Consider the following 24,711-nt stretch of genomic DNA (forward strand, 5'->3'; position numbering starts at 1 on the left):
CTCCGAATCCGAGATACTACCAACAGTATATACCGGGCCTCTTGACGGAACAAGAGTCGCATTTGTATACTATTGGTAGTTACCAAAAGGTGTCGTGCGGAGGCTGGAAGGTGAATGAGCGCGAGCAACGAGGCTTGGCGTTAGCGGCCCTCTACCGGATCGATAAGGTCGGCGGAAAGTACGTCGTGCCTTCCCAGCGGGGCGACGGAACGACCTATGTCGTCGATCCCGAGGCCCGTCATTGCACTTGCCGGGATCATGAGGACCGGGCGATCAAGTGCAAGCACATGTTCGCGGTGGAGTTCCTTCAGACTCGCGAACGTGGTGAGGACGGGACCGAAACCGTTACTCGTACGTTCAAGGTGACGGAGAAGGTCACTTACAAGCAGGACTGGCCGAACTACAACCGGGCTCAGACCCAGGAGAAACGGCTATTCCTAACGATGCTGGCGGATCTATGCCGGGGGATCGATGAACCGAGGGGAAAGAGTCCAGGTCGCCCGAGACTTCTACTCTCCGACGTGACGTTCGCTTGCGTCTACAAGGTCTACGCAACGTTGTCGGCTCGACGCTTCGCTAGCGACCTCCAGGACGCGGCCGATAAAGGGCATATCAGTAAGGCACCCCACTTCAACGTCGTCATCAAGCACATGGACGACAAGAGCCTGACCTCCATCCTGAAGGCAATGATTGTCGAGTCCAGCCGTCCACTCGCGGCGGTCGAGACTCAGTTCGCGGCCGATTCATCTGGGTTCTCGACCTCGCGATTCGCCCGGTGGTTCGACCACAAGTACGGCAAGACGATGGAAGAACGCGAGTGGGTCAAGGTCCACTTGGTCTGCGGGGTCAAGACGAACGTCGTGACAGCCGTCGAGATCCTGGACAAAGAATCGGCGGATTGCCCGCAACTCCCGGCCTTACTCAAGACGACGGGGAAGAACTTCGCGGTCAAGGAACTCTCGGCCGATGCGGCGTACTCATCCCAGACGAATATGGAGGCGGTGGCCGAGTTGGGCGGGACGCCCTACATTGCCTTCAAGGAGAACACCACGGGGGCCGTGGGTGGCCTATTCGCCAAGATGTTCCACTTCTACTGCTTCAACAAGGATGAGTTCCTGAAGCACTACCACAAGCGGAGCAACGTGGAGAGTACCTTCTCGATGATCAAGGCAAAGTTCCGGGATCACGTCCGGAGTAGGACGGATGCCGGGATGATGAACGAGGTTCTTTGCAAGATCCTATGTCATAGGAGTTACGCGGTCATGTCAGGTTGTACATCGGATTGGCGATATATGCACGCACCGCTCCTCGGATGATCCGGGCCTTCGCCTCGTACCAACTGACCCCCGTGGTGTAGAAATGGTGCTCCAGCCGCAGGAACGCCCGGATCGACAGCCCGATGTGATTCCGCTGCGCCCGCGCCGCCCGGACCTGGGCACGCTCCACCCCGCAGCACTGCTTCAGGCCCCGGTGATAGTTCTCGATCGCCCAGCATCGCTCGGCGTGGGCCAGCCGGGTCAATTCGCCCATCGCCAGGTCGTTGGTCGCCCAGTATTCAACGTCTCCGCCTTGGGAGACCACCTTGAAGACGCGGATCGACCCGAACCCCTCCAGATGAACGATGGTCCCCTCGGGGGCGATCGCCAGTCCTGCGACGGCACGGTAGCCCTGGCGGTCGAGGTCCACCTTGCGGTTGACCTTCAGCTGGGTCAGGAACGTCCAGCCGCAGGCCCGGACCGCCTTGAGGTTCCCCAGGCTCGAATACCAGCTATCGAACGCCACGCACTGCGGCTCGAAGCCGCGGGCCTTGGCCTGGCGGAGCATCGCCAGGAAGTGGTCGTTCTTGGTCAGGCCGTCCTTGGCCTTGTCGTAGACCCGGTAGTCGCAGGGCACGACGGTATCGCCATCGGTCCAGGCCGTGGTGATCAGGTTGATGCCACGGACGACCCGCTTATGCTTGCCCGACCAGTGCCGGCTGACCAGCTCGATCTTCTCGGCGTGGAACTTGTCGAGGGTCGAGTCATCGAGGACCAGCATCCCGCCCTCCTTGCGGACCATGGGCCGGGCCTCTTCCCAGAGCGTGGACGGGTCGGGTTCGATCCGATGGAGCAGACGGGTGAAGGCATCGTGGGCCGGAGCGTCGGGCGACTCGGGTTGCACAGCGGCGGCCTCCGTGCAGCAGAACGCCTTCGGGGAGGCGATGAGGAAATCGATGTAGTCGGTGTCGTGACACTTGGGGTTCGGGGCGTACATGCGATCCATCATGGACGTCCGAACCGATTGGCGCAATATGGACGCCCGATCACTGCCGCGTAACTCCTATGTCACAACCTTTGTTGTTTGATCAGTTCGACGTTTGAACTGGGGCATCGAGGCGAAGTTCTGGGGAGAGGCGGACGGGGCTAAGGTGGCCGAGTCCGACTCGCAAGCCGAGCCGATGGCATCGCTCTCGGCTTGCGAGTCGGAGGACGAGGGTATGGAGGTTTGGGCTTGGGTGTGATCGGACGATCGATCAAACCGAATCAATCAGAAAGCATGAACGTCTACGGATATTCTTCAATCAATCTTGCGAGCTTATCTCGACAACCCTGGGAAACACGTTGGAAGCCGGAACTTAGACCCTCCTCCCCAGAGAGGCGTGACCAAAACCTTATCGCGTGATCCGCGGCCTCGTGCCACAGGTGCATATTTGTGGCTGTAGGAAGACGTGGATTGAATTGCCGTTCGACAAGGCTCGCGTCCGTCGGCGCAAATGCCATCGGCAGCATGTCGTAGACTGGAGTTGGAGTCAGTGTCAAATGCCTCGCCTCATCGGCGAAAAAGCAAAAGTTTCCGAAGTGCCGGTCTCCATTCGCGATGAGGTCGCCGAATGTGTCCAGCCAAATCATCTGATCGGCATGCTTGGTGGACATACTCAAATCCGGCTCATCGAGAATATGTTGGCCGGCCCTGCTCCAATTGTCCGGGGTATACCCGAGGAAGTGGCTGTTAACTGCGAAAAGCGAGATCACTCCACGTCGCCCCTTCGCACCGATTCGGTCGAAGCGATCTACCTGCAGATACCTAGTACCGTCGAGGTCGAACCACTCCGAGTGGGGAACGGGAAAACCGGCATCCTGAAGCACTTCCAATGCTACGTGCTCGCAGACGAGTAGATCACGCCATCTGTCCGCCGCAGCGCCGTCGCCACTGGCGAACTTCACTAGCCAATAACGCCCTTCGGAGTAGACGGCGAACTTTGGATGCTCGCCACCAGCCGATGATCCTGGTTGGCCAGCCAGTGCGCCTGTGGCCAGGTTCGGAAAGTCGGCACGAGTAAGAGGTCGCGGTTTCCATGCCAGGAATCGGTTGAGCGACTCCTCCCCTATGATCAGGTCGCCAACGCAATCCTCGCCGCGCGAAGCCAACGAGATCAGTTGGTGATCGTCGTTCCAGTCGCTAATTCGTTCAGGGAGTCGCAACTCCGGGTAGAGAGATGGGAAGCTGCGTCCAATGTAACCTTGTGGTCGCATATCCTCTACGAAGGGTGGCAGCCCGGGGAATTCTTGTCCATCTCCGGACGTTCGCTCAAGCCAAGAGCCGCCTCCCGAGAGGAGATGCAGAATCCCGTGTCGGTTCGGGTGTCCATTTTCATCCACCCGGAAGACGGGCAGATTCCGTCCAATCCCCGCGATCTCTCGGGGTAATGCGTAGCGAGTTGCCACGCTTCGTCCGAATCGACACACGCGAGGGCCGGCTTCACGCATAAGGCGAGACATCACTGGTTGAGAGATCCCTAGCTCCCTCTGGATCTCTTCGCCGCGCAGGAGTCCACCCCTTCTTAAGGCCACGAGTAATCGATCGATCTTCTCCATAGCTCACCCAGAATAGCTTTTTGAATCGCCTTTATCGCACAAACATCAATTCTAGTCGAGATTTGCGTAGAATCAATGCCGGTAATCCGAATAGCTTTTGGAATCACTCGTCTTATTTCCTGGGAACGTCCGTCTTTGTCGATTGCTCGCGAATACACAAACTTGCTCACAAGCAATCACCAGCCCAAAACTGAACACGTGAGCAAAATGAACTTTTATTCAGTGCGATGAACCGTTCAAATGGTTCGGCGTGGGGTTTAGGTGCAAAGCCTCCCGGAATGGCTTCCTTCGGCCGTCCGACCCGATTCGAGACCTCGCCACGGTTTGTTCTCCAAGCGTTCAGGTGGGACTGGATCAGGCCCGGTCTTGATGATTCCCTGAAACCTTCGCGGAGATCGGACCCTCTTTATCACACAAAAATCGGCCGGCAAGGGATGCCCGACGGTGGATCGACCTGTTCCCACCCCTCAGCAAAAACCATCCGACTCGTGAGAAGGGAGAAAGGCCCCTCCGCGGCCCCACAGAGCTATTCCCGGGGCGATAGCTTGCCGGGCCGGCCCCGGGGTCGGATCGAGGATTCCAGCCCTACCTACCAGCTCTTCGCCAGGGCGACGAGTTGATCCAGCGCGGCCCCCCAACCGTTGTGGAATCCCATGGCCTCGTGCTTGGAGCGTTCCTCCTCGGTGGTGTGGAAGACCGTCGCGGTGTATTTCGTCCCGGAACCGTGCGGCTCGATCTCGATGATCGCCGTGAAAACAAAGGGTACGTCGGCCGATAGCTTCGCCGGCCGGTAGCCGGGGAGGAGGGCGCCGGTCCAGATGAGCTTCCTGCCCGGCACGACCTCGAGGTAGCACCCGGTGTTGGGGAACTGCTGGCCCTCGGGCGACTCCATGACCGTGTGGAACTTGCCCCCGGGCTTCAGGTCGATCTCGCAGTGGACCGTCTTCCACGGTTTCGGGGTGAACCACTTCTTCAAATGCTCGGGGGTCGTCCACGCCTTCCAGACGAGTTCCGGCAAGACGTCGACGATCCGTTCGAGCACGAGGTCGGTCTTGGGGTCCAATGGCGTCATTCGGACTGCTCCTTCAGGTCTTCGAGGAAGGAATCGAGCTGATCGAGGCGCCGTTCCCAGAGCAGGCGTTGCGTCGCCATCCAGTCCTCGGCCGCCCTCAACGAGCCCGGCGCGAGTTCGTAGGTGCGGACCCGCCCGGACTTGCGCGACCGGACCAGCCCGCATCTCTGGAGGACGTCCAGGTGCTGGAGGAAGGACGGCAGGGCCATCTTGAACGGCCGGGCCAGTTCGCCCGTCGCGGTTGGCCCGCGCGAGAGCCGCTCGACGACGGCCCTGCGGGTCGGGTCGGCCAAGGCCTGGAACAGGAGGGTGAACTCTGCCGATTGGTTAGGCATCTAACTTAGTATAATTGTCCTGAAAGTTAGGTCAATCCCTAGGTGATCGATCAGCCTCAAGCGAGGGAAGGAACAGGGGACGTTCTGCTTTTAGAGCCTTGGTGAAGAAGAAGAATGTCCCCATTTTGCCCCCTGAAGTTTCTCGTACCTCTCGCAGGCGAAGCAGGCGGCGTACAGCTTAATCCGTTTCATCGGAGGCAACCCATTAATACGTCCGGGCAGCTTGTGGACAGGTATGTCGTATCGCGGTGGGCGGTAAGGGGCAAGGTGAGGTGGTTCGTCCGACGCTCACGATTTCGTTAGGACTTCACCATTCGTGATCGGATAATCGATATGGCTCGACTCTTAAGGGGGATTCCTTCAGCTTTCGGTCGGCGAACCGGGGATAAAGCACATGGCTGCAAGGCGACGCTGGTTCCGATTCAACCTGCAGGCCGGGATGGGATTGGTCATCGTCTGCGCCGTCCTGCTCGCCATCTTGATCGTCCCGGCCCATCGGCGAGGACGTGCCTTCGCTGATATCCGCGCGGCCGGGGGCACGATCATGCTCCAGCCTGGAGCGGAGGAGTCGTGGTTCGACAAGCTCGTTGGCAGGGCACTCGGACCCGATTACGTGGCCAAGGTGTATTCGATAGATTTGCGAAAATCGAAGATTAACAACGACTTCCTGGCTTGCTTGGGTGCGTTTCCAGAGATCGGCAAGCTCGATCTCGAGGCAGCTACGATCTCCGATGACGCGCTGGAGTATTTCAAATCACTTGGCTCGATCCGCGAGCTGTGGATAGGAGAGACGGCGATCACCGACGCAGGCCTGGCAAAGCTAGTGCTCCACCATCCGCGACTCGACACCCTTAGTCTCCAGGGGACGAAAGTTACCCAAGTTGGCCTGGCTGAGCTAGCGAAGTTGCCTCTTCTTACCGATTTGTTATTGAATTCCACGGAGACGAATGACAAGGGACTTGAGAAGCTGGCGACGGTCAAGAGCCTCGAAGACCTCGGGCTGCGCGGCACGAAAGTGACGTCGGAAGGCCTCATGCACTTGAAACGGCTGCCGAAGCTCGCGAAGATCCGCCTCTATTACACGGGCGTGGACGACACGGGAGTGAAACTCCTCAGCGAAATACCCACGCTCAGCCTCGTCGATCTATCGATGACCAAGATTACCGACGTCTCGCTCGATTATCTGGCCCGTCTTCCCAGGCTCGACGATCTCGATGTCACCGCCAACAAAATTTCCCCCGAGGCGCTGAAGGCATTCCAGCAGACCCATCCGAAATGCACGATCCAGTAACCCGCCGGTATGGGACAGAACTGGAAAAGGGACCATTCCGCTTTTAAAGCTTCGGGGAAGGAAAAAGTAGAATGTCCCCTTTTCAATGACCTCTTTTCGATGAGTTGAATTGAAAGCAATCCGAGTTTTCGATCCGACTTCTCTGTTCAGGCGGGAATCGGCGGTGTCGGTTGATCGAGGGGCCGATTGGGCTTAAACTTCGGTTTGCACGGCCTCGGGCCGCCTCTCCCACTCGACAACCGAAGATATCACCATGAAACACCTTCGCATTCCGCTCGCGGGGATCGTCGCGATCGCCCTGGCCTGTTCGACCGCCCTCGCCTCCGACGGACCCTGGCCCGTCGAGAAGGCCCGCGCCTGGGGTCAGGCCCACCCCTGGCTCGTGGGGTGCAACTATTGCACCAGCTCGGCGATCAACCAGCTCGAGATGTGGCAGGCCGACACCTTCGACCCCGCCACCATCGACCGCGAACTCGGCTGGGCCCAGGAGCTGGGCTTCAACAGCATGCGCGTCTTCCTCCACGACCTCGCCTACAAGCAGGACCCCGAAGGCTTCCTCAAGCGGGTCGACCAGTTCCTGGCCATCGCCGACCGCCACAAGATCGGCACCATGCTCGTCCTCTTCGACGGCGTCTGGGACACCGACCCCAAGCCCGGCAAGCAGCGCGATCCCAGGCCCGGGCTGCACAATTCCGGCTGGGTGCAGTCGCCCGGCCGTGCGATCCTCGGCGACCCGGCCCGACACGACGAGCTGAAGGATTACGTGGTCGGCGTCGTCTCCCGGTTCAAGGATGACCCTCGGGTCCACGCCTGGGATCTCTTCAATGAGCTGGACAACCCCAATGCCAATAGCTATGGCGGCACCGAGCTGAAGGACAAGACGGAACGCTCCTGGGACCTGCTCCGCAAGGAGTTGTCCTGGATCCGCCCCCTGGGACCCGGCCAACCGCTGACCATGGGCGTCTGGCGGGACAACTTCACCGACCCGGCGAAGATCACCCCCATCAACAAGTTCCAGATCGAGCAGTCCGACGTGATCTCGTTCCACAACTACAACCCGCCCGACAAGATGAAGGCCGACGTCGACGCGCTCAAGAAATATGGCAGGCCCGTCCTCTGCACCGAGTACATGGCCCGCCCCAACGGCAGCCGGTTCGACCCGATCCTCGCCTATCTCAAGCGGGAGAAGGTCGGCGCGTACAACTGGGGCTTCATCGACGGCAAGAGTCAGACCATTTTCCCGTGGGACTCGTGGAAGAAGCCCTACGACGGCGAGCCCCCCGTCTGGTTCCACGACATCCTCCGCCGCGACGGCAAGCCCTACATCCCCGCCGAGGTCGAGTACATCAAATCCGTCACCGGCGCGGGGAAGTGAATCGGGAACGATATCCCCATGGTCGGGGCGTTCGAGGAGGCCACGATCCTTTTCGATGGCCGCATCGACAAGACGCCGCGCCGGAGGGATAGCCGAAGGACGATGCTCTCGCTCCTGGCGTTCGGCCCCGGTGACCTTGCCTCGGGGTCGAAAAGTGAGGGGCGAGATAGGGGACGTTCTGCTTTTGATCATCTGGTGGAGGGAAAGTCGAACGTCCCCACTTCTGCTCGGCGGGTTAACGACCTCGGCCGTTGCCGAGGCGTTTCAGGGCGTCGCGCGCGGCCATGCTGTCGAGCCCTTGGTTCGTCATGGCGAGCCGACGCAATGCGGGGACGCTCTTCTCGGTGCCGATCTGCTCGAGGATCTTGCAGGCGTCCATCCGCGTGAAGCCGTCGTTGTGATTGAGGCATCGGAGCACGGCGTCCTCGGCGGGGGGGCCGATGGCTTTGAGCGCCTCGACGGCCTTGCCTCGGTCGTTGCTGTCCATGAAGTAGTCGGCCAGCGCGTCCGCGGATTCCGGATCCTTGAGCGCCTTGAGCGTATCCAGGACAGCCCAGCGAACGTGGAACTCCGGGTCTTTCAGGGCTTCGATCAGGGCGTGAGTGTTCTCCGGCCCTCCCCAAACCGCCAGGGTCTTCGCGGCGTCGGACCGCGCGAACCCGTCGGGGTCCTTGAGCATGGGCTCGACGGCCTTGGCGACCTCCTGGCGGCCCTCGCCGGGCGCCGCCCTCATCAAGCGAGCCAACGCCTCCTTGCGCTTCTGCAGGACGGGAGACTCGAGGTCGAAGCGGACTTGCCCCGCGAAGTCGTCCGCGGCCGGCCTTGGCCCCGAGGGCCGCACGGCATTGGCGACGACTTCGATGCTCCGCCCCGTGACCCGCTGGACCTTGCCGAAAGTGATCTTCCGCGCGAACTCCTCGGGGTCGCCGACGGGAGAGACCCTGTAAGTCCTCTGCCCGAGGCCTCCGCCCCCCTCGGAACGCCAGGGCTTTCCGGACTCCTTGAGAATCTCGCCAATCTGATCGCCGACGTGCTGCCCCGTCTCCTCGTCGGTGATCCCCGAGACGATGACCGTGACGGTCTCTCCGGGAGCCGACTCGGCGGGCGGCGGCGTCAACGCGCCGAGAGGAGCCCTCGCGATGTTCTGTTGGAGACCGGGGTCCCGTTCGTGGCCCGGTTCCTGTCCAATGATCGGGAACGGGGCTTGCGCGAGCTGTCCCGCCGCGACCTGTTCATTATTCATCCGGGCACGCTCGGCGGCCCCGCTGGCCGCGAAGAACGCGGGGAGGAACAACGCGAACCCGAGCCCCATCGCGACGCCCCCGATCGAGATGACGAAGGGTTTCTTCATCTCATCCCACCGGGTGCAGAGGTAATAGAGCGAATAGAAGGGGACGAAGAGGTACATCAAGCCGCAGGCGACGCTCTCCCGGAACGCGACCACCATGCAGGCGATGCCGCCGCCCAGGGAGACCACCATCACGAGGACCTGTACGGCGAGCGCGGCGACTTGCATCGACGAGTTCGAGGCCTGCGACATGACGAACGCCATCCCGATTCCCAACGCGAGGGTCAGCAATAGGTAGCCCCAGGCGGGCAGGCCCGCGATCGAGATCGCCCCAGAGTGGGAGGGGGGGGCGGCCTTGGTAGGCTTCATCGTCGCGCGACGAGGCATCACCTCTTCGAATTCCTCGTCTCGATCCGCGTGCCGCGGCGGCAGCGGGGCGGGCGGCTCCTCGAAGCCGAACGGGTCGTGGCCCCTCGGCGGCGGATCGGCCGGTCGAGCGTGAGAGGGAGGCATCGCCCTGTGCGGGCTCCGCGGTTTCCCGACCGGGAAGGTCGCGCCGGGGATGACGAAGCTCAGCCCGCATTGCTTGCACTTGGCGCGCTTGCCCGCCAGGCCCTCGTCGACGTCGAATCTCTTGCCGCACGACTCGCAATGGAAAGTAATGGCCATACTGTCCCCAAAGCCCGGATGACCTGGCGTGGGACTCTTGACCTCGCTGTCATGGGCCCCGCCCGCGCAAGCTTAGCATGAAGACGTGTGGACAATCCATCCCAGCAATCGTGTCTCCTCATCCCTTGTTCCGTTTCGATTGGCGCTCCGCGCGGAACCGCGACGGGATTGCCAAGAGGCCAGTCGCAATGGTCAATCACGAGGGAAACCATCCGTAATTCCCCGCGACATCATCGCGGTGCCTTCCGTGAGTTCTTCCGGTAATAGAGCCTCCCGTCTTCGGCCCCGATGACCAGATCGGGCACGCCGTCTCGGTCCCAATCCACGGTGGCTGGGCCGGTGGAGTGACCGGCCAGGACCCGGTCCGCGACGGGGCCGAGGTCCCGGAAGGTGGTGATTCCGTCGACGGTCCCCTCGTTCCGGAGGACGTTGGCGTTCCGGCTGTCGACGATCAGGTCGGGGTGGCCGTCGCCATCCCAGTCCGCCAGGGCCAGGGTCCGTCGGCCGCTCGCTCCGGCGGCCCCGTCATTGAGCCGGAGGAGTCCGGCGACGTCATTCCGGGGGCGGTGTCGCGAGTCGAAGGCCGAGACCGGCTCGGAGCGGAAGGCCCGTCGGGCCGGTTTGAGCCTCGGGAGGCCGTCGGGGCCGGGTTCTCCTTCCTGTTCGAACAGGGCGAGATACCCCTCGTGGTCGAGCATCACCAGGTCGGGGCGTTTGTCCCCGGTCCAGTCGTAGACCATCGGGGTGGTCCGCCACTCGGTCGCCAGATCCCCGGGCTCGGGCTCCCACCACGTCCAGGTCGGCTTCGGGGGCGTGGTCCCCGATGGCCAGGCCACGACGATCGGGCGGCTCTCCTCCAACTCGGGTCGCGTGCGGGTCCCCACGTTGCGGAACCAGGCGACCTTGCCCCAGATCGAGTTGACCACCACGTCGAGGTCGCCGTCGCCGTCCCAGTCGGCCACGGAGGGCTGCGTATAACCCCACTTCGCCTCGCAAGGCCCCTGGATCGACCCGCTCGAGCCCGCCATGATCCGGATCGACTTGCCGCCGGCCTCCAGCAAACGCGGAGGAGCCCAGCGCGGCGGGTCGCCCCCTCCGAGGTTCTCGAACCAACCCAGTTCGCCGGACGAGCACCCGCAGACCAGGTCGGTATCTCCGTCGCCGTCCCAGTCGGCGGCCGTGGGCGTGGCCAGCGCCCCGAACTTGAGGTCGGTCCCGCGCTGCCGGAAGTAGACGGGGGGGCGGAATCGGGGCGAACCGTCCACGACCATCCCCGAATGCTCCACCAGGGCCACTCGCCCGTCTTCGTCCCCGACGACGAGGTCCATATCACCGTCGCCGTCCCAGTCGATCGCCACGGGGACGATCATCTGGAGATGCATGGCCACCGGCAGTCTGCCTTCGTCCAGGAGCCCCCGACCCGCCGAGTAGCCCGGTTGGGTCCGGGTGCCGACGTTCTCGAAATAGGTGAACCGGTCGAGGAACTCGCCGCAGATCAGATCCAGGTCGCCGTCTCCGTCGAAGTCGGCGAGATTCGGAGAGGGCATGCCGAAGGTGTCGATCGGCCTGCCCTCGGCGTCGACCTTGGTGGGCGGATCGTACTCGGGGCGATCGTTGGAGCCGTGGTTGCGAATCAGGTAGACCCAGCCGTGGAGCGGACCCCGGGTCCAGTGCCCCGAGCGATCGAAGGCGTTGTCCCAGCCGTAGTCGGCCCAGTCTTCCACGCCCACGATCAGGTCGAGCCGACCGTCGCCGTCGAAGTCGGCATACTGCCACTGGTTGGCCCGGAGCTTCGACCCCTCGCCGACGAGATTCGCGGTCGGATAAATCGGCGTCGAGCCCCCGAGAGCGAGCGTCTCGCCGTTCCAGTGCACCTCGGCGGCCGGGATTAGCAGACGAACGGAGGTACGTCGGGCGTCCCCGCCGGCATACGACGGCCGGATATTCTTGAAGCTCGGCCCGAGCCGCCTCGGGGGGAGGAACACCGGGAATTTGCGCTCGAGGTCGGTCCCGCCGGGGTTCTCGAACAGGTAGGTCCCCTGGAAGGGGACGTCGGGGCAGGAGACGACCAGGTCGAGGTCGCCGTCCTGGTCGTAGTCCATCGGCAGGGGCCAGGCCCAGAGCCCGACGCCCAGGTCGACCACCGGCCCCGGCTTCCCCGAAGGTTCGTATCGCAGCGGTTCCAGGTCGGCCGCCTTCGAGGCGACGGCGAGCCCGAATGTGAGGAAGAGTGAAATCGTAATTCGTGACAAGGTAATCTTTGATGAATTATTCATGGTTGTTTGGTGGAATCTCGGGAACACGGCGCGGGGGTCATTCGGGGATGAATCTTCCTTACTGCTATCTCGGGCGCGAGGGAGCCAGGAATGTCCCCTTGATTCTGCCAGAAATATCCCTCGGTATCCGCCAGGAATGTGTCCCCTTGATTCTGGAAGAATGTAGTCGGAGGCCGGGTGAAGGCCCCCTGTTTCGGGTCGGGGCACATTCCTCCGTTTTACTCGGCTTTCCCGATTCCCTTGCTGATCCGGAAGACGTGGCCGTCCGGATGTCGGACGTGCATCTCGCGGACGCCCCAGGGCTCGTCGGTCGGTGGCATCGTGACCTCCAGGCCCCCGGCCAGGCAATGCCGGTGGACGGCGTCGACGTCGTCCACCCAGACCGACATCCAGACGCCCTTGTCGCCCGACTGGCCGGACTCCTTGGTCGTGGGCAGGTCGCTCTTACCGCGTCCGCCCTGAGCCCCCTGGCACAGGAAGATCTCGGAATGGCCCGAGCGGACGGCCCCGAAGGTCGGGGGGCTGCCCCAACGGAAGCCCTGCTGCCAGCCGAGCTTCTCGAACCACGCGAAGCTCTCCAGGATGTCGGACACGTTCAGGATCGGGGTCACCGCGTGCGCGAGCATGGTCAAGCTCCCGGGAAGAGGCTCGGCGAGGCCAGGGCTCAGGAAAGGTTCAGTTGCCACGAAACGCCGAAGCGATCGGTCAGCCATCCGAATTTCTTGCTGAATCCGTAATCGCCCAGCGGCATGAGCACGGCGCCGCCATCCGAGAGCCGCCCGAAGACGGATTCCAACTCGGCTTCGCTCTCGCACTCGACGAAGATCGAGACCGATGGGGTGAAGGTGAAGGCGTGCTTCATGGGGCTGTCGATGCAGAGGAAATCCCGCCCGGCCAGGGTGAAATCGGCCCGTTTGACCGTGCCTTCCGCCCCCATCTCGCCGGCTGCGTATCGCTCGATCTGCTTGACCTTCGAGTCGGCGAATAGCGAGACGTAGAGGTTCATCGCCTCCTCGGCGTGCCCCTCGAACATCAGGTGCGTCGAGACATCACGAGCCATCGTTTTCTCCCCTCTCTGGTCGATATGAATAGCGGTTCACTCATCCCCGGAGGGACCGTACAAGCCCGGGACGGGGATATCGTTCAGCCGGAGATAGACGCAGAGGTGGGCGCGGTGGTGCATCAGGTGGTTGAGGACCATGTTCCTGACCACCGCCGAACGCGGCATCGTGAAGAAGGCGTGACCCCCTTGCGAGAGCGTCCACGGGCTGCCCATGCCCTCGTCCTTCACCTCGGTGAGCGACTTGCGTGCCGCCGCGACGTTGCGGTCGAAGAGATCGAGGATCTCCTGTCGGCTGGCCAGCTTCGGGAACGGGTAAGGCTCGCCGTCGACCGGCGCGATATCCAGCCCGGGTTGGGTCAAGACCACCACGAGCCAGTTCGGGATGTCCGCGATGTGATTGGCGTTCCAGCCGATCGTGTGCGACTTCGGGTGGGCCTGCCAGTCGAGCTTGTCGTCGGGGATTCGCTCGAGCACCTTGCGGGTACCGGCCATCTCCTGATCGAACTCGGGCAAAACAGATTCGGCGTAAGTCATCGGATTCCCCCGGGAGGAAGAGACCCCTCGTCTCGGGAGGGGTGATCAGGTCGTGGATTGAAACCAAGTATCGGCGGATTGTCAACGCCTGTACACTGTTTTTTGGGGCGGAATCAAATTAGGTCCAGGCGATCCCCTGCGGGTCTTCGGAGTTGGCAAGATCGTATTGCCGGAAGCCCTCCGAGCGCTGCCGAACCTCGCCGAATCGTGGATGATGGTGGGGCTCGGTATCCAATCCTAGATGGAGTTCCACCCGATGCGGCTCGTTGCGATCTCCTTGATGATTTTCACCCTCTCCGGACGCGTCGGCCTCGCCCAGGTCGGCGGGAACGTGGGCTACGGCCAGGCCGGTGGGCGGGCGCGGGCCGAGCAGAATGAGCGGTCCCAGCGCCAGCTCACCCGGGAAGAAATGCCGCCGACCGACTCCTCGATGTTCATCGACGCCAGCGTCCTGATGAACGTGAAGGCCGACGAGTTCGTCGCCACCTTCAGCGTCGCCGAGCAGGCGGAGACCGTCCAGGAATGCCAGGCGAAGATGGACGCGACCATCGCCTCGTTCACCGGAGCCATCCAGGGGCTGGGCATCGGGCCCGAGAGCGTCTTCGTCGATTTCGCGGCGCAGACGAAGGTCTACGGCTACAAGATCGAAGGCAACCTCGCCAAGGAGCAACTCAGCGGCTTCGAGCTGAAGAAGACCGTCGCAATCCGATACCGCGATAAGACGCTGATCGACCGCCTGGTCGTCGCCGCGAGTCGGTCCAAGGTCTACGACCTCGCGAAGGTCGATTACATCGTCAGCGATCCCGGCCCGGTCCAGGAGCGGCTGGCCGAGGAGGCGGCGGCGGTGATCAAGGCCAAGGTGGCCCGCCACGAGCGTCTGCTTGGCATCCAGGTCCGCCCCGTGCCCCAGATCTATGCCGAGCGGTCGTCCGCCTATTTCCCGACGGAGATGTACGAGTCCTACGTCGCGGGCGAGTCGGAGGCCGTCGAGGGGGCCCCGGATCGGTCGCGACTGACGGTCCAATCCCTCCGCAAGAGCCGGACGTTCCTGTACAACCCGCTCGATGCCGACGGCTTCGATCGAGTGATCGAGCCCGTCATCCTCGAACCGGTCGTGCAGTTCACCCACTACCTCAAGCTCAAGTATGAAATCGAGACGAGGCGTTGAGCGATGAAAGACTGACGGTGACACGCCCGGGGAGAGTGCGTACTTTTGCCCCGCAGTTTCGGCAATTCCGCCATGAGTTCCGGCTGATTCCTGATCCATGCCTCTTATTTGGCGATGACTTGCTCTCGCGTCTCGTCCCTGCCGATCGCAAACGGATTGCTCCATTTCCCCGGTCGTCCTATGTAGATGACGAAGGGTTCGCGCTTGCAGTGGACGACGTTGTGCAAGCCTATGCCCTCCTTGCTGGCGGCATTTTCTTGGATTTTTCTGTTGGTCATGTCGTGGTATTTCGGTTGGGTGGGTTGAAATAAGTGTTCAGGTCGGCTTGCCCGTCCTGAACCCTTGGCATGCGCCGAGCAGCGGGTGAAGGCCGGAATAGCCCCGAAGCCGTCAGGTGAGCGCAGCGAAGGGCTTGAAGGCCGAGGGAGGCAGCCCAGAGACTTGCGAGAGCTACCGAAGTGGTGGCGTAAGCCAGACTCGAAGCGACCGAGCTTAACGAGCCCCGGACAGCCTGACGGCGAAGCCGGGTCGCCCGCTACTGGCCCGGCTGGAAAATCGCCCGCCCGTCCTTACGATTCCGGCAGTAATCGTTTCGCCTTTCTTTGGCGCGCCAATTGCGTGTAGTCTCCGGCATCTCACCACGGCTTTGCAACCCCCTGACTCAAGCCGATCTACCTTTTCACTCCGACAGGAGCCCGATCATGATCCGCGCCACTTCCGCCGCCTTGCTCACGCTCGCCGTGGTATCCACGTCCGCATTCGCCCAGGACGGTCCTCTCAACCGCGTGGGCAGGGCGCTCGACCGGACGGGCAAGAACATCCGCTCGACGGTCGAGACCGAAGTCGCCCGCGGGCAGATCTCCGCCGAGGAACGCGACGTCCTCAACAAGGTCGGCAAGCGGATCGACTGGGACAAGCAGATGGCCGGTTCCACCCTGCGGCTCGAAGTCCAGCCGGGCGGGGTGGTCGTCCTGCAAGGGTCGGTGCTCAGCGAGGCGGCCAAGCTCCGGGCGGTGGACCTGGTGGAGAACACGACCGGCGTGACCAGCGTGGTCGATCAACTCGCCGTGGTGAAGGGCACCAAGGTGACCGAGGCTCCCCGGGAAACACGCGTGATCGAGACGCGAAAGGCCGCTCCGATCGTCAAGGGTACGTCCCCGGTGATCGTCGTTCCTTCGGAGTCGAAGGTGATCGTGAAGCCGTAAGCCTCGTCTCGCGGAAACGAATGACGGGCCGTCGGTTGTCCCATGGGGGATGGCCGGTGGCCCGTTCTGTTTAGCCACGGAGGAACGCCGCACACCAATCCAGAGATTTAACGCCCATCGGACAAAACACTTGAGAAGGAAGAACGCGGCCGGGAGGATTCCTCTGAAAAATTGGCTGAGAATTTTCCCTCCGTGTCGATCCGCCGTTTTCCCGATCGACAACCTTGTGGCGTGCGATTTGGGGCTCGAAACGAACCGGACTTCCTGAAGGAAGATAAAGATGATGCGACGAATCCTTGGTCTCCCGGCGCTGATGCTTGCCCTTCAGCTCACCGCCTACGGCGACGATAATCCCGGCAAACTGCCGACGGCACCGACCAATCCCGCGTTCGAGACGATGAAGAAGCTGGCGGGCACATGGATGGTCGCGGACGCCGATGGCAAGCCGACCGATCAGGTGGCGTCCATCATCAAGGTCACCGCCGGTGGCAGCGTGGTGCATGAGACGATCTTCCCCGGCCAGCCGATGGAGATGGTCTCGGTGTATTCGGTGGACGGGGCCGATCTCGTCATGACGCATTACTGCGTGCTGGGCAACCAGCCGCGCATGAAGGCCGACCGGGATTCGTCGGCCGACCAGATCCACTTCCAGTTCGACGGCGGCTCCAACCTGGATCCGGCGAAGGACAGGCATATGCACGAGGCCACCCTCACGATCATCGACAACGACAATATCGAGCTAAAGGGCGTCGGCTGGGAAAATGGCGCGCCCGCCAAGGAAATGTGCTGCGGCCAGAGGTTCACACGCAAGAAATAAGGGCGAGTGGGCAGCCGCATCGCAGGAGTGTTAACGAGGCTGTGGCGATCCCCATGGGAGACGCGATGGCCTCGTTCCATTTCCCCATCGCCGAAAGTGTTTCTGATCGCCTCGCCTCTCTCGCCTGCTCCGTGAGAGAATCCCTGGCGCTCCGAGATCAGAACACAATTCCACCGGCATCGCGTCAGGCGTTAGACTCCGCATAGGGTGCCTACCCGCTTCATCATTGCGAGTGGCACAAGCCAAGGCGAAGCATATACCTGAAGCCGAGCATCCTCAACCGCCGGCGACGGTGGAATGTGACCGGGTTAGGAATCGCGGCTGCGGACTGTACAACCCGGAATGGGAATACGACTGGGCGGACGACCTCGAGATGAGGCCGCTACGCGCCTGGGGGCCGATGGGGCGGTTCGTGGTGACCTGAATCGATGGGGGAGTTGGCGACGTGGCGAAGCTAATCATCATCGTCGGGGTCGGCGGATCGGGAAAGACGACCTATGGCAAGAGCCTTGCAGAGGAAAGATACGCAACAGCGTTCATCGACGGGACGCTGGCGGAAGGTGATGCCAGGCGAGCCGGTTTTCGTTGCCTCGGCGAGATGGTCGCCCGGCTCCTCGGCCGCGGCGAGGATTGCGTGATGGACGAATCCCACCTCACGCATCCCGGCTTCCGCGAGACGTTCAAGGATTTCTGCGATCAGTTCCTGGCTGGGGTCGATCAGGAATGGATTTTCTTCGAGAATGATATCTTGGCGTGCATCAACAATGTTTACTTCGATCAGAACAAAGCGAAGCCGCGGATCGGCCTGCCTCGACTCAAGGCAGTGCAAGATCAGGGGCGGCATTATGAGGTTCCCCCTCCTGGCATATACCCCGGGCACCATCAAGCGCGGTCTGTCTACCAGCAGCCATCACCGCAGTTCAACGATATCCTGAAGGCGCAAACTTGGCTTCAAGCCGAAATCGAGCGTCAGAGTAAATGATTTTGGTCAGAGGAAAGGCAAAGGGGACATTCAACTTTTTGAGCCCAACGAGCATGTTGAGTGAGACGAGATAAATCGGCGTTTGTTTATGGTTTGTGGGGCAATTCTCCGAACAATTGCCCTGGCTGATTCCTGGAACAACATCGGGACGGTCGATACCCCGGCCTCAAGGTCCGGGGATCGACTGGAGGATCGGTCGGATCGCCGTCCAGAGTTGTTCCTTGATCTGGACCGCGACGGGGTTCGCCAGTCGTGTGGGCGACTTCCCGCGTTCGCCGGGCGCGGCAAGGATTCCCACGGTCAGTTCGCCGTCGGTGTAGTAGCGGTCCCCTCCCCCGTTCCGTCCCATCAAGGTGGCTCCGACTCCGGTGACCTGGAAGAGTTCGGTCAGCGACCCGCTCTTGCGGAGGTCGGCGAACAGGCCATCGCGCTCGGCGTCGATGTCGGGTCCGATGTGGTGGGTGATCTGTCCGGTCCGGTGGCTCAAGCCGACGCTCTGGTCATAGGTCACGGCGCCGATCCAGAGGGGGACGCCATCCCGGCCGAGGTCGGACGACTTCCAGAACCGGACGTGGTGGCGATGGCTGGCGTTCTGGCCGACCGGCTTCTCGAAGGCGAGGTCCTGCTTCCTCCCGAACACGAAAAGCGGGCTGACGGGGGCGTCGACGTAGGGTCGGTCTCTCAAAACGCTCCCGGCGATCCGGAGGCTGGATCTCAAGGTGACCGGGTCGGCGGCGTCCCAGCCGGAGTGGATCAGGCTGCCGACCACTTCCTCCTCGGTCCCGATCAGCCCGACGTTCAGCGGGTCGCCGGGGATCCCCTGGGACGTGAGGCTCGTCTTGGGGGCCGTCTCCATCGAGGGTCGGTGCTCGTAGTGCCGCCAGAGCATCGGTAAGACCAGGTAGGCCGCCACGAGCCAGAGGGCCACGATCGAAAGCAGGATCTTCGACGCTAGGATCAGGATTCGCCTTCTCCTGGAGGAGTTCGCCCCAACTTGCGCGGTCGATCCCGGGGGAGTATCCGAGGGTTCCGGCGGGTTCGCGGCACTCTGGCGATCGAGATCGTCCGTCATGGCTTGCTCGTGTCCCGTTGGATCTCGGATTCCGGGCGCATTCCGGAACGCAAGGCTCTCAGGATGAGCATCCTTCGATCAAAAGTCGAGTGGCATGCGGCCCTAGCCGCGTCGGGTTGTTAGAATAGGAGTGGCAGCCCAGATCATGAAGGGAGTCCTCATGGACGCCTCAAGCCTGTCCTCTCGCCTCGGGAGCCTCCTGGCCCATCGTGGCCTGGTGGTCGCCGTCTTGCTCTCGCCGAGCCTGGCCCTGGCCCAGGTCCCCGCGACCCATCCTCCTTCCGCGACCGCCCTCGGGGCCCCGATCCACGAGGCAGCGATCCCCGATCGAGAGGGCCTGGCCGAACGGGCTCGGGAAGAGCTGGTCTACGTCGACAAGGCCCCCCCTCCCCCTCGGAACGAGCGGCCGAGCCTGGAACCGTCGAGCCCTCGAGAAGTCGTCATCCCCGGCTACTGGGACTGGATCGAAGGCGATTATGCCTGGGTCCCCGGGATCGAGCGGGAGCCCCCTCCCGGCCGATTCTGGGCGAACGGCTACTGGAGTCGCGAGGAGAAGGGCTGGAGGCGAGTCCCCGGCTTCTGGAGCGACCGAGCCCTCGACAAGATCGCCTGGCGGAAGGAGGGTCCTCCCTCGGAACACCCCGAGGACCGGCCGGGTCCGGCCCCCGGCCCGGATCAGCTATTCATACCAGGCTGGTACAAGGAGGACGGCGTCACCTGGCAAGCGGGCTTCTGGACCAAGGCCCAGCCGGGCTGGGTCTGGGTCCCCGCCCGGTGGATTCATCAGCCCGAGGGGTGGGCATTGCGGGAAGGCTTCTGGGACCGTCCGAAGGAGGAGCGAGGCACCCGGATTTCGGTGGTTCGCGAGGGGGAATCGGCCCGGCTGGGCGATACCGCCTACCTGCCCAAGCCCTTGCCAGTCCGAGCGATAGGTTCGGATGCGGGGCGGTCGACCACCAACGTAGCCGGTTATCTCGGCCAGCCCAATCAATACGGCGTCGTCGTCGCGAGTCCGAACTTCACCCGGAATCCGTCGTCGGCCCTGTCCAACTACTTCAACCAGACCTTGTCCGTCCTGAATTCGACGCCGAACTTCGCGAGTTATACGTCGGCGGGGTCCGGCTTCGCCGGCTATCCATATTATGGGCATGGCCTGGGGACCAGCCCCGGCTACTACGGAGGGTCGGATTATGGCCGCGGGTTGGGCTACTATCCCGGCTATTACGGGGGATCGGGGGCGAACTTCGGCCAGCAGGGGATCCAGCAAGGCGGCCTCGGGGGCTACCCTTACTACGGGCACGGCCTGGGGTACTATCCGGGATATTTCGGGAATTGAGCCGGGATAGAATCTCAGGGTGACCGGGGGACTTGGAGTCGCGCGAACGGTGTCCGTTGTCCCTCAACGCTTCCAGCCGAAGTCGCGCTTTTTAATCTTGGCCTTTCTGCCGTCGGGATGATGGAAGACGATCCCCTCGATATCACGAGCGGCCAGGTAAGCGCTCAGCCCATGAAAATCCCTCGGTGGTTCATCGGTCAGGCCGAGCCTCTCCACAGTGTGAGGCACGAGGACGTCCTGATCCCACTTCTCGGGATTCTTTTGCGTATGGGGGCCGACCAACTCGTAGGTGCCGTCCGCCTTGTCGGTTAGGTTGGCGAAGCCCTCGCGATGCCATTTGTCCTCAGGTCCGTCCCCGACTGGCTTCCACCCCACCCTCTTGCCGGTCTCCTCATCGAATCCCGATTCCTCGAAGTCATCCGGGATCGACTGCCCGGGCTTGAACTCCTGACGCTTGTAAAGCTTTCCATCGCGAATCAGGCAGCATGTCCCGTCGATCTTCCTAGTGGCAATTCCCTCGCCCGCGACGACCCATTCGCAACCGGGATGGATCTGGTCGAGGACCCTGCTCCGGTCGCCGTTCCAGTCGCGTTCGAACATGGTTGGGATCTTCTTCATGTCAGCCTCCCTCCATCAGGGCAGTTTGTTGACGGGTTGACTCGCGCCGGACAATTCAAGGACCGTTGTCCAGCGAGGAAGGTTCGCCCGGCGAAGTACGAGGTTGGGTGGGTCGGGGTTTGACGAATCGCCGGCTCATCGGTACGATTAGGGCTCGTTTTTGGACGATCCCAATCCTCTTAGCAAGGTCGCCCGGGGTGGTTGCCCTGGGATCTCGGCCCGGAAGACTCGACGCGGGGAAGGGTGAAACTTCGTGGCACTCGCCGTCAAGGACTTGATCGACGCTGGCGTGCATTTCGGACACCGGGCCAGCCGGTGGAACCCGAAGATGAAGCCGTACATCTACGGCAAGCGCAACCTGATTCATATCATCGACTTGAAGGAAACCGTCCGGGGCCTCCTCCGGGCTTCCAAGTACTTCAATCGGGTAGCCTCTCAGAACGGCCTGATCCTGTTCGTCGGGACCAAGCGGCAGGCGGCCGAGACGATCGTCGAGGAATGCACCCGCGCCGGGATGCCTTACGTCACCGAGCGATGGCTGGGCGGCACGCTCACCAACTTCCGGACGATCCGGAGCCGGCTGGAACGTCTTGAGGAACTGGAAACGATCCTCGACGGCGAGCAGGCGCTGAGCTACGGCAAGAAGATGATCTCCACGCTCACCCGCGAGCGGAAGAAGATCGAGCGCAACCTCTCCGGCATCCGCCACATGACCCGGCTGCCCGAGGCCCTGCTGATCATCGACCCCCACCGCGAGCACAACGCGGTCAAGGAAGCCAAGAAGCTCGGGATCAAGGTCGTCGCCCTGCTCGACACCGACTGCGACCCCGACGAGATCGACCTGCCGATCCCCGGCAACGACGATAGCATGCGGTCGATCGAACTGGTCGTGAAGCGGCTGATCGACTCGATCATCGAGGGCAAGGCCACCGCGCCGGTCCAGACGGCCCGCGAGATCGCCGAGCTGGAGCGAGATCGCGACGTGGTCCCTCCCGGCCGGAGCAACGACCGAGGCGGTCGGGGCGACCGTCGAGGTGGTGGGCCGGGCGGACCCGGTCGAGGCGGCCCCGGCCAGGGTGGCCCCGGATTCTCCCGAGGCGTGAGCCGCAGCCAGCCGTCGGCCCCGGCACCGGCACCGGTCGCTGCCGCCGAGGCGTCGGCCCCGGCCGAGACCCCAACCCCGGCCCCGGCCGAGGTCGAGATCCCGGCGGCTCCCGCCGTCGAGGCGACCCAGCCCGAAACCCAGGGCGAGGCGGAAACGACCCCTTCGGCCCAGCCGGAGTGAGCCGAACCGGGCCGATCGGATCGATCCGCCCGGCTCGATGACCATCACCGGCCCGGCGCGACCCCACCATCGGAGGCGCGCCGGGCCTGACCGTCCCCACCCGACATTTACGACCGAAGTTTTGCGTGTCAGCGAGCCAAGGAGAAGTGACGATGGCCGACATCACGGCCCAGGTTGTCAACGAGTTCCGAAAGGCCACCGGCCTGGGCCTCATGGAGTGCAAGGCCCTCTTGAAGGAAGCTGATGGCGACCCGAAGAAGGCGATGACTCTGGCCGCCGAGAAGGGCAAGGCCAACGCCGCCAAGCGGGCCGACCGCGTCGCCAAGGCCGGGCGGGTCGAGGTCTACATCCACCACGACGGCAAGTCCGGGGCCCTGATCGAGGTCAATTGCGAGACCGACTTCGTCGCCCGGAACGATGAATTCCGCCAGCTCGCCAAGGACCTGGCCCTGCAGGTCGTCGCCGCCAATCCGGTCAGCGTCCGCCGCGAGGAGGTCGACCCGAACCTGGTCGAGGAGCAGCGCCGGATCTTCCTGAAGCAGGCCGAAGACAAGCCCGAGCCGATCCGGGCCAAGATCGCCGAGGGGAAGCTGAACTCCTGGTTCAGCGAGAGCGTCCTGCTCGACCAGGCGTTCGTCAAGGACTCGACCAAGAGCGTCCGCGAGGTCATCATCGACGTCAACGCCCGAGTCGGCGAGAATATCTCGATCGCCCGGTTCGCCCGCTTCATCGTCGGAGAATCGGCCCCGGCCGAGGCTCCCGAAACCGAAGCCTGATCCGCCCGAGGGTCGACGGTTGATGGGCGATCCTGATCGGCAGGATCGCTCGTCCTTCCTCCCTCATCGCCCGCCCACTCGCCGACCCGATCGATCGCCCGTGGAATTCGCCCGCCCTCTCGCCGCAGGAGCCCCTCGATGGACGCCGCGTATCCCTTCGGCAGCCCGGTGTTTCGCCGGATCCTCCTGAAACTCTCCGGCGAGAGCTTCTGCCGGCCCGGCGAGGGCGGGATCAGCGTCGAAGAGGTGAGCCGGATCGCCCGTCAGGCGGTCCGGGTGGCCTCGCGAGGGGTCGAACTAGCCATCGTCGTCGGTGGCGGGAACATCCTCCGAGGGGGCTCGCTCCGGGGGTCCGACGTCATCCAGGAAGCGACCGCCCACTACATGGGGATGACGGCCACCGTCATCAACGGCCTGGCCCTCCAGGACGCCATGGAAGGGATGGGCTGCGAGACCCGCCTGATGACCACGATCCGGATGGACGAGGTGGCCGAGCCCTTCATCCGCCGGAGGGCCTTGTCGCACCTGGGCCGGGGGCGGGTCATCATCCTGGCCACCGGGACCGGCAGCCCGTTCGTCACCACCGACACCGCCGCCGCCCTCCGGGGCAAGGAACTGGGAGTCGAGGTCCTGCTCAAGGCCACCCGGGTCGACGGGATCTACTCGGCCGACCCCGAGAAGAACCCCCACGCCATCCGATACGATCACCTGACCCCCGACCAGGTCCTCCGCGAGGACCTGAAGGTCATGGACATGACGGCTATCGGCATGTGTATGGATAACTCCTTGCCGATTCTCGTCTTCAATTTCAAGAAGGACGGGAACATCGAGCGGGCCATCGCCGGCGAGGCGATCGGCACCTGGGTCGCCTCGACCCCCCGCCCTCGTCCCGCCAACATCGCCTGAGTTAGGGCCGGGCGCCGAATGGATTCGTTGATCTGTGGCATCACTGTAAAGAAGATTTGAAAATCTTCTGGGCATCCAATGGCCCCCGGCCAGCCCGCCTGGTTAGTATCCGATCCGTTTTCCCCCCCGGTTCGGATCACCAGGAGACGATTCGATGATTCATGCTTCGGTCCGCGGCTCCCTCTGGGTCGTGCTCGGGATCTTCGTGGCCTATGTGCCGGGCGCCCAGGCCGGATATGCCCACTTGCTCCTGGAGAGTAGCCCTGGAAGCTACATCGGAGGCGGCAAAAATTACGACATCACGGATGCGAACGCCTATGCCATCGTGCCGCCGCTCGGCTACAGCTCGCTCCCCGATGGCAGCCCCACTCGGGTTTACTTCTCCGTCTTTCAGACCGGGGAAATAAACGCCTCGCTCGAATTCAGCACCGAACAACTGGGCATTGCCCTCCAGCCGGGCGTCTACACCGATGCCCAGAGAGCGACCTTTGCCGACCCCGGCCATCCGGGGTTGGAGCTGATTTTCGGGAGCCAGGGCAGCAATGTCCTGACCGGGAACTTCACCATCACGGACGTCCAGTTCTTCCGGGACTTGAAGGGCAATTATCAGATCGCCAGTTTCGCCGCGACATTCACCCAGATCAGCGACAGGGGCTCGTCGGTCTTGAATGGTTCGTTCACCTATAACATCAACCCGTTCAACGCCGTCCCCGAGCCGGCCTCGGCTGCCCTACTGATCCTGGGTGGCGTCATCGGCCCTCTCCTGATCCGGCGCCGGGGCGTCTGATC

Annotated in this window: 24 protein-coding genes; 12 read left to right on the forward strand and 12 right to left on the reverse strand. The window is 62.9% G+C overall.

What is annotated here, in order from left to right; genetic code table 11:
- The first annotated feature begins 110 nt into the window (after positions 1-110).
- Positions 111-1,316, forward strand: a complete 1,206-nt coding sequence (locus tag P12x_RS15435; protein ID WP_435005192.1) for a transposase — start codon at positions 111-113, stop codon at positions 1,314-1,316.
- Here the strand turns inward: P12x_RS15435 and P12x_RS15440 are convergent.
- The 4 genes from P12x_RS15440 to P12x_RS15455 all read right to left on the reverse strand — a co-directional run bounded on the left by P12x_RS15440 (position 1,261) and on the right by P12x_RS15455 (position 5,261).
- The gene (locus P12x_RS15440) at positions 1,261-2,265 is read right to left on the reverse strand and encodes an IS701 family transposase (RefSeq protein WP_435005193.1); all 1,005 of its coding nucleotides are present in this window, start codon (positions 2,263-2,265) and stop codon (positions 1,261-1,263) included. The two genes, P12x_RS15435 and P12x_RS15440, sit on opposite strands and share 56 nt — an antisense overlap.
- A 278-nt stretch (positions 2,266-2,543) precedes the next feature.
- Entirely contained in the window at positions 2,544-3,854 is a 1,311-nt protein-coding gene (yjjJ, locus tag P12x_RS15445; protein ID WP_435005194.1) for a type II toxin-antitoxin system HipA family toxin YjjJ, read from the reverse strand.
- Between the two features lie 589 nt (positions 3,855-4,443).
- Complete coding sequence (locus tag P12x_RS15450; protein WP_435005195.1) at positions 4,444-4,926, reverse strand: SRPBCC family protein; 483 nt, start codon at positions 4,924-4,926, stop codon at positions 4,444-4,446.
- Positions 4,923-5,261, reverse strand: coding sequence for an ArsR/SmtB family transcription factor (locus P12x_RS15455; protein WP_435005196.1), 339 nt, complete (start codon positions 5,259-5,261; stop codon positions 4,923-4,925). The genes P12x_RS15450 and P12x_RS15455 overlap by 4 nt, the downstream gene beginning before the upstream one ends.
- A 394-nt stretch (positions 5,262-5,655) precedes the next feature.
- Here P12x_RS15455 and P12x_RS15460 point away from each other — a divergent pair, with 394 nt between their 5' ends.
- Both P12x_RS15460 and P12x_RS15465 read left to right on the forward strand, forming a co-directional pair.
- A complete protein-coding gene (locus P12x_RS15460; RefSeq protein ID WP_435005197.1) occupies positions 5,656-6,552 on the forward strand; it encodes a hypothetical protein in 897 nt (298 codons plus the stop codon).
- 253 nt (positions 6,553-6,805) lie between these two features.
- Positions 6,806-7,927, forward strand: coding sequence for a cellulase family glycosylhydrolase (locus P12x_RS15465; protein ID WP_435005198.1), 1,122 nt, complete (start codon positions 6,806-6,808; stop codon positions 7,925-7,927).
- A gap of 235 nt (positions 7,928-8,162) precedes the next feature.
- Here P12x_RS15465 and P12x_RS15470 read toward each other — a convergent pair whose 3' ends face one another.
- The 5 genes from P12x_RS15470 to P12x_RS15490 all read right to left on the reverse strand — a co-directional run bounded on the left by P12x_RS15470 (position 8,163) and on the right by P12x_RS15490 (position 13,757).
- The gene (locus P12x_RS15470; protein ID WP_435005199.1) at positions 8,163-9,884 is read right to left on the reverse strand and encodes a HEAT repeat domain-containing protein; all 1,722 of its coding nucleotides are present in this window, start codon (positions 9,882-9,884) and stop codon (positions 8,163-8,165) included.
- Between the two features lie 230 nt (positions 9,885-10,114).
- The gene (locus P12x_RS15475; protein WP_435005200.1) at positions 10,115-12,136 is read right to left on the reverse strand and encodes an FG-GAP repeat domain-containing protein; all 2,022 of its coding nucleotides are present in this window, start codon (positions 12,134-12,136) and stop codon (positions 10,115-10,117) included.
- A gap of 242 nt (positions 12,137-12,378) precedes the next feature.
- Entirely contained in the window at positions 12,379-12,786 is a 408-nt protein-coding gene (locus tag P12x_RS15480) for a bleomycin resistance family protein (RefSeq protein ID WP_435005201.1), read from the reverse strand.
- Between the two features lie 38 nt (positions 12,787-12,824).
- Positions 12,825-13,220, reverse strand: coding sequence for a VOC family protein (locus P12x_RS15485; RefSeq protein WP_435005202.1), 396 nt, complete (start codon positions 13,218-13,220; stop codon positions 12,825-12,827).
- A gap of 36 nt (positions 13,221-13,256) precedes the next feature.
- Positions 13,257-13,757 carry a DinB family protein gene (locus tag P12x_RS15490; protein ID WP_435005203.1) on the reverse strand — a complete coding sequence of 167 codons (501 nt, stop codon included), beginning with the start codon at positions 13,755-13,757 and terminating at the stop codon, positions 13,257-13,259.
- Positions 13,758-14,013: 256 nt separating this feature from the next.
- On the opposite strand from P12x_RS15490, the gene P12x_RS15495 reads away from it, so the two are divergent.
- Positions 14,014-14,925 carry an SIMPL domain-containing protein gene (locus tag P12x_RS15495; protein ID WP_435005204.1) on the forward strand — a complete coding sequence of 304 codons (912 nt, stop codon included), beginning with the start codon at positions 14,014-14,016 and terminating at the stop codon, positions 14,923-14,925.
- 104 nt (positions 14,926-15,029) lie between these two features.
- On the opposite strand, the gene P12x_RS15500 is transcribed toward P12x_RS15495, so the two are convergent.
- Positions 15,030-15,203 (reverse strand): DUF4326 domain-containing protein, encoded by a 174-nt coding sequence (locus P12x_RS15500; protein ID WP_435005205.1) that lies wholly within the window; start codon positions 15,201-15,203, stop codon positions 15,030-15,032.
- 423 nt (positions 15,204-15,626) lie between these two features.
- Between P12x_RS15500 and P12x_RS15505 the strand changes: the two genes are divergently transcribed.
- The 3 genes from P12x_RS15505 (at position 15,627) to P12x_RS15515 (ending at position 17,929) form a co-directional block, all read left to right on the forward strand.
- Complete coding sequence (locus tag P12x_RS15505; protein WP_435005206.1) at positions 15,627-16,130, forward strand: BON domain-containing protein; 504 nt, start codon at positions 15,627-15,629, stop codon at positions 16,128-16,130.
- A 280-nt stretch (positions 16,131-16,410) separates the two neighbouring features.
- Positions 16,411-16,947: a hypothetical protein gene (locus tag P12x_RS15510; RefSeq protein ID WP_435005207.1), complete on the forward strand. Its 537-nt coding sequence runs from the start codon at positions 16,411-16,413 to the stop codon at positions 16,945-16,947.
- Between the two features lie 445 nt (positions 16,948-17,392).
- On the forward strand, positions 17,393-17,929 hold the full coding sequence (locus tag P12x_RS15515) for an AAA family ATPase (RefSeq protein ID WP_435005208.1): 537 nt from the start codon (positions 17,393-17,395) through the stop codon (positions 17,927-17,929).
- Positions 17,930-18,095: 166 nt separating this feature from the next.
- On the opposite strand, the gene P12x_RS15520 is transcribed toward P12x_RS15515, so the two are convergent.
- Positions 18,096-19,001 carry an LssY C-terminal domain-containing protein gene (locus P12x_RS15520; RefSeq protein ID WP_435005209.1) on the reverse strand — a complete coding sequence of 302 codons (906 nt, stop codon included), beginning with the start codon at positions 18,999-19,001 and terminating at the stop codon, positions 18,096-18,098.
- 145 nt (positions 19,002-19,146) lie between these two features.
- Between P12x_RS15520 and P12x_RS15525 the strand changes: the two genes are divergently transcribed.
- Positions 19,147-20,337 carry a hypothetical protein gene (locus P12x_RS15525; protein WP_435005210.1) on the forward strand — a complete coding sequence of 397 codons (1,191 nt, stop codon included), beginning with the start codon at positions 19,147-19,149 and terminating at the stop codon, positions 20,335-20,337.
- Between the two features lie 63 nt (positions 20,338-20,400).
- Here P12x_RS15525 and P12x_RS15530 read toward each other — a convergent pair whose 3' ends face one another.
- Positions 20,401-20,955, reverse strand: a complete 555-nt coding sequence (locus tag P12x_RS15530; protein WP_435005211.1) for a hypothetical protein — start codon at positions 20,953-20,955, stop codon at positions 20,401-20,403.
- 253 nt (positions 20,956-21,208) lie between these two features.
- Between P12x_RS15530 and rpsB the strand changes: the two genes are divergently transcribed.
- From rpsB to P12x_RS15550, 4 genes are all read left to right on the forward strand, one after another.
- Entirely contained in the window at positions 21,209-22,240 is a 1,032-nt protein-coding gene (gene rpsB, locus P12x_RS15535) for a 30S ribosomal protein S2 (RefSeq protein WP_435005212.1), read from the forward strand.
- 152 nt (positions 22,241-22,392) lie between these two features.
- Positions 22,393-23,016, forward strand: coding sequence for an elongation factor Ts (gene tsf, locus P12x_RS15540; protein ID WP_435005213.1), 624 nt, complete (start codon positions 22,393-22,395; stop codon positions 23,014-23,016).
- Positions 23,017-23,154: 138 nt separating this feature from the next.
- On the forward strand, positions 23,155-23,922 hold the full coding sequence (pyrH, locus tag P12x_RS15545; protein ID WP_435005214.1) for a UMP kinase: 768 nt from the start codon (positions 23,155-23,157) through the stop codon (positions 23,920-23,922).
- 154 nt (positions 23,923-24,076) lie between these two features.
- Positions 24,077-24,709 carry a PEP-CTERM sorting domain-containing protein gene (locus P12x_RS15550; RefSeq protein WP_435005215.1) on the forward strand — a complete coding sequence of 211 codons (633 nt, stop codon included), beginning with the start codon at positions 24,077-24,079 and terminating at the stop codon, positions 24,707-24,709.
- The last annotated feature ends 2 nt before the right edge of the window (positions 24,710-24,711 follow it).

Source organism: Tundrisphaera lichenicola, assembly GCF_051175385.1.
GTDB lineage: Bacteria > Planctomycetota > Planctomycetia > Isosphaerales > Isosphaeraceae > Tundrisphaera > Tundrisphaera lichenicola.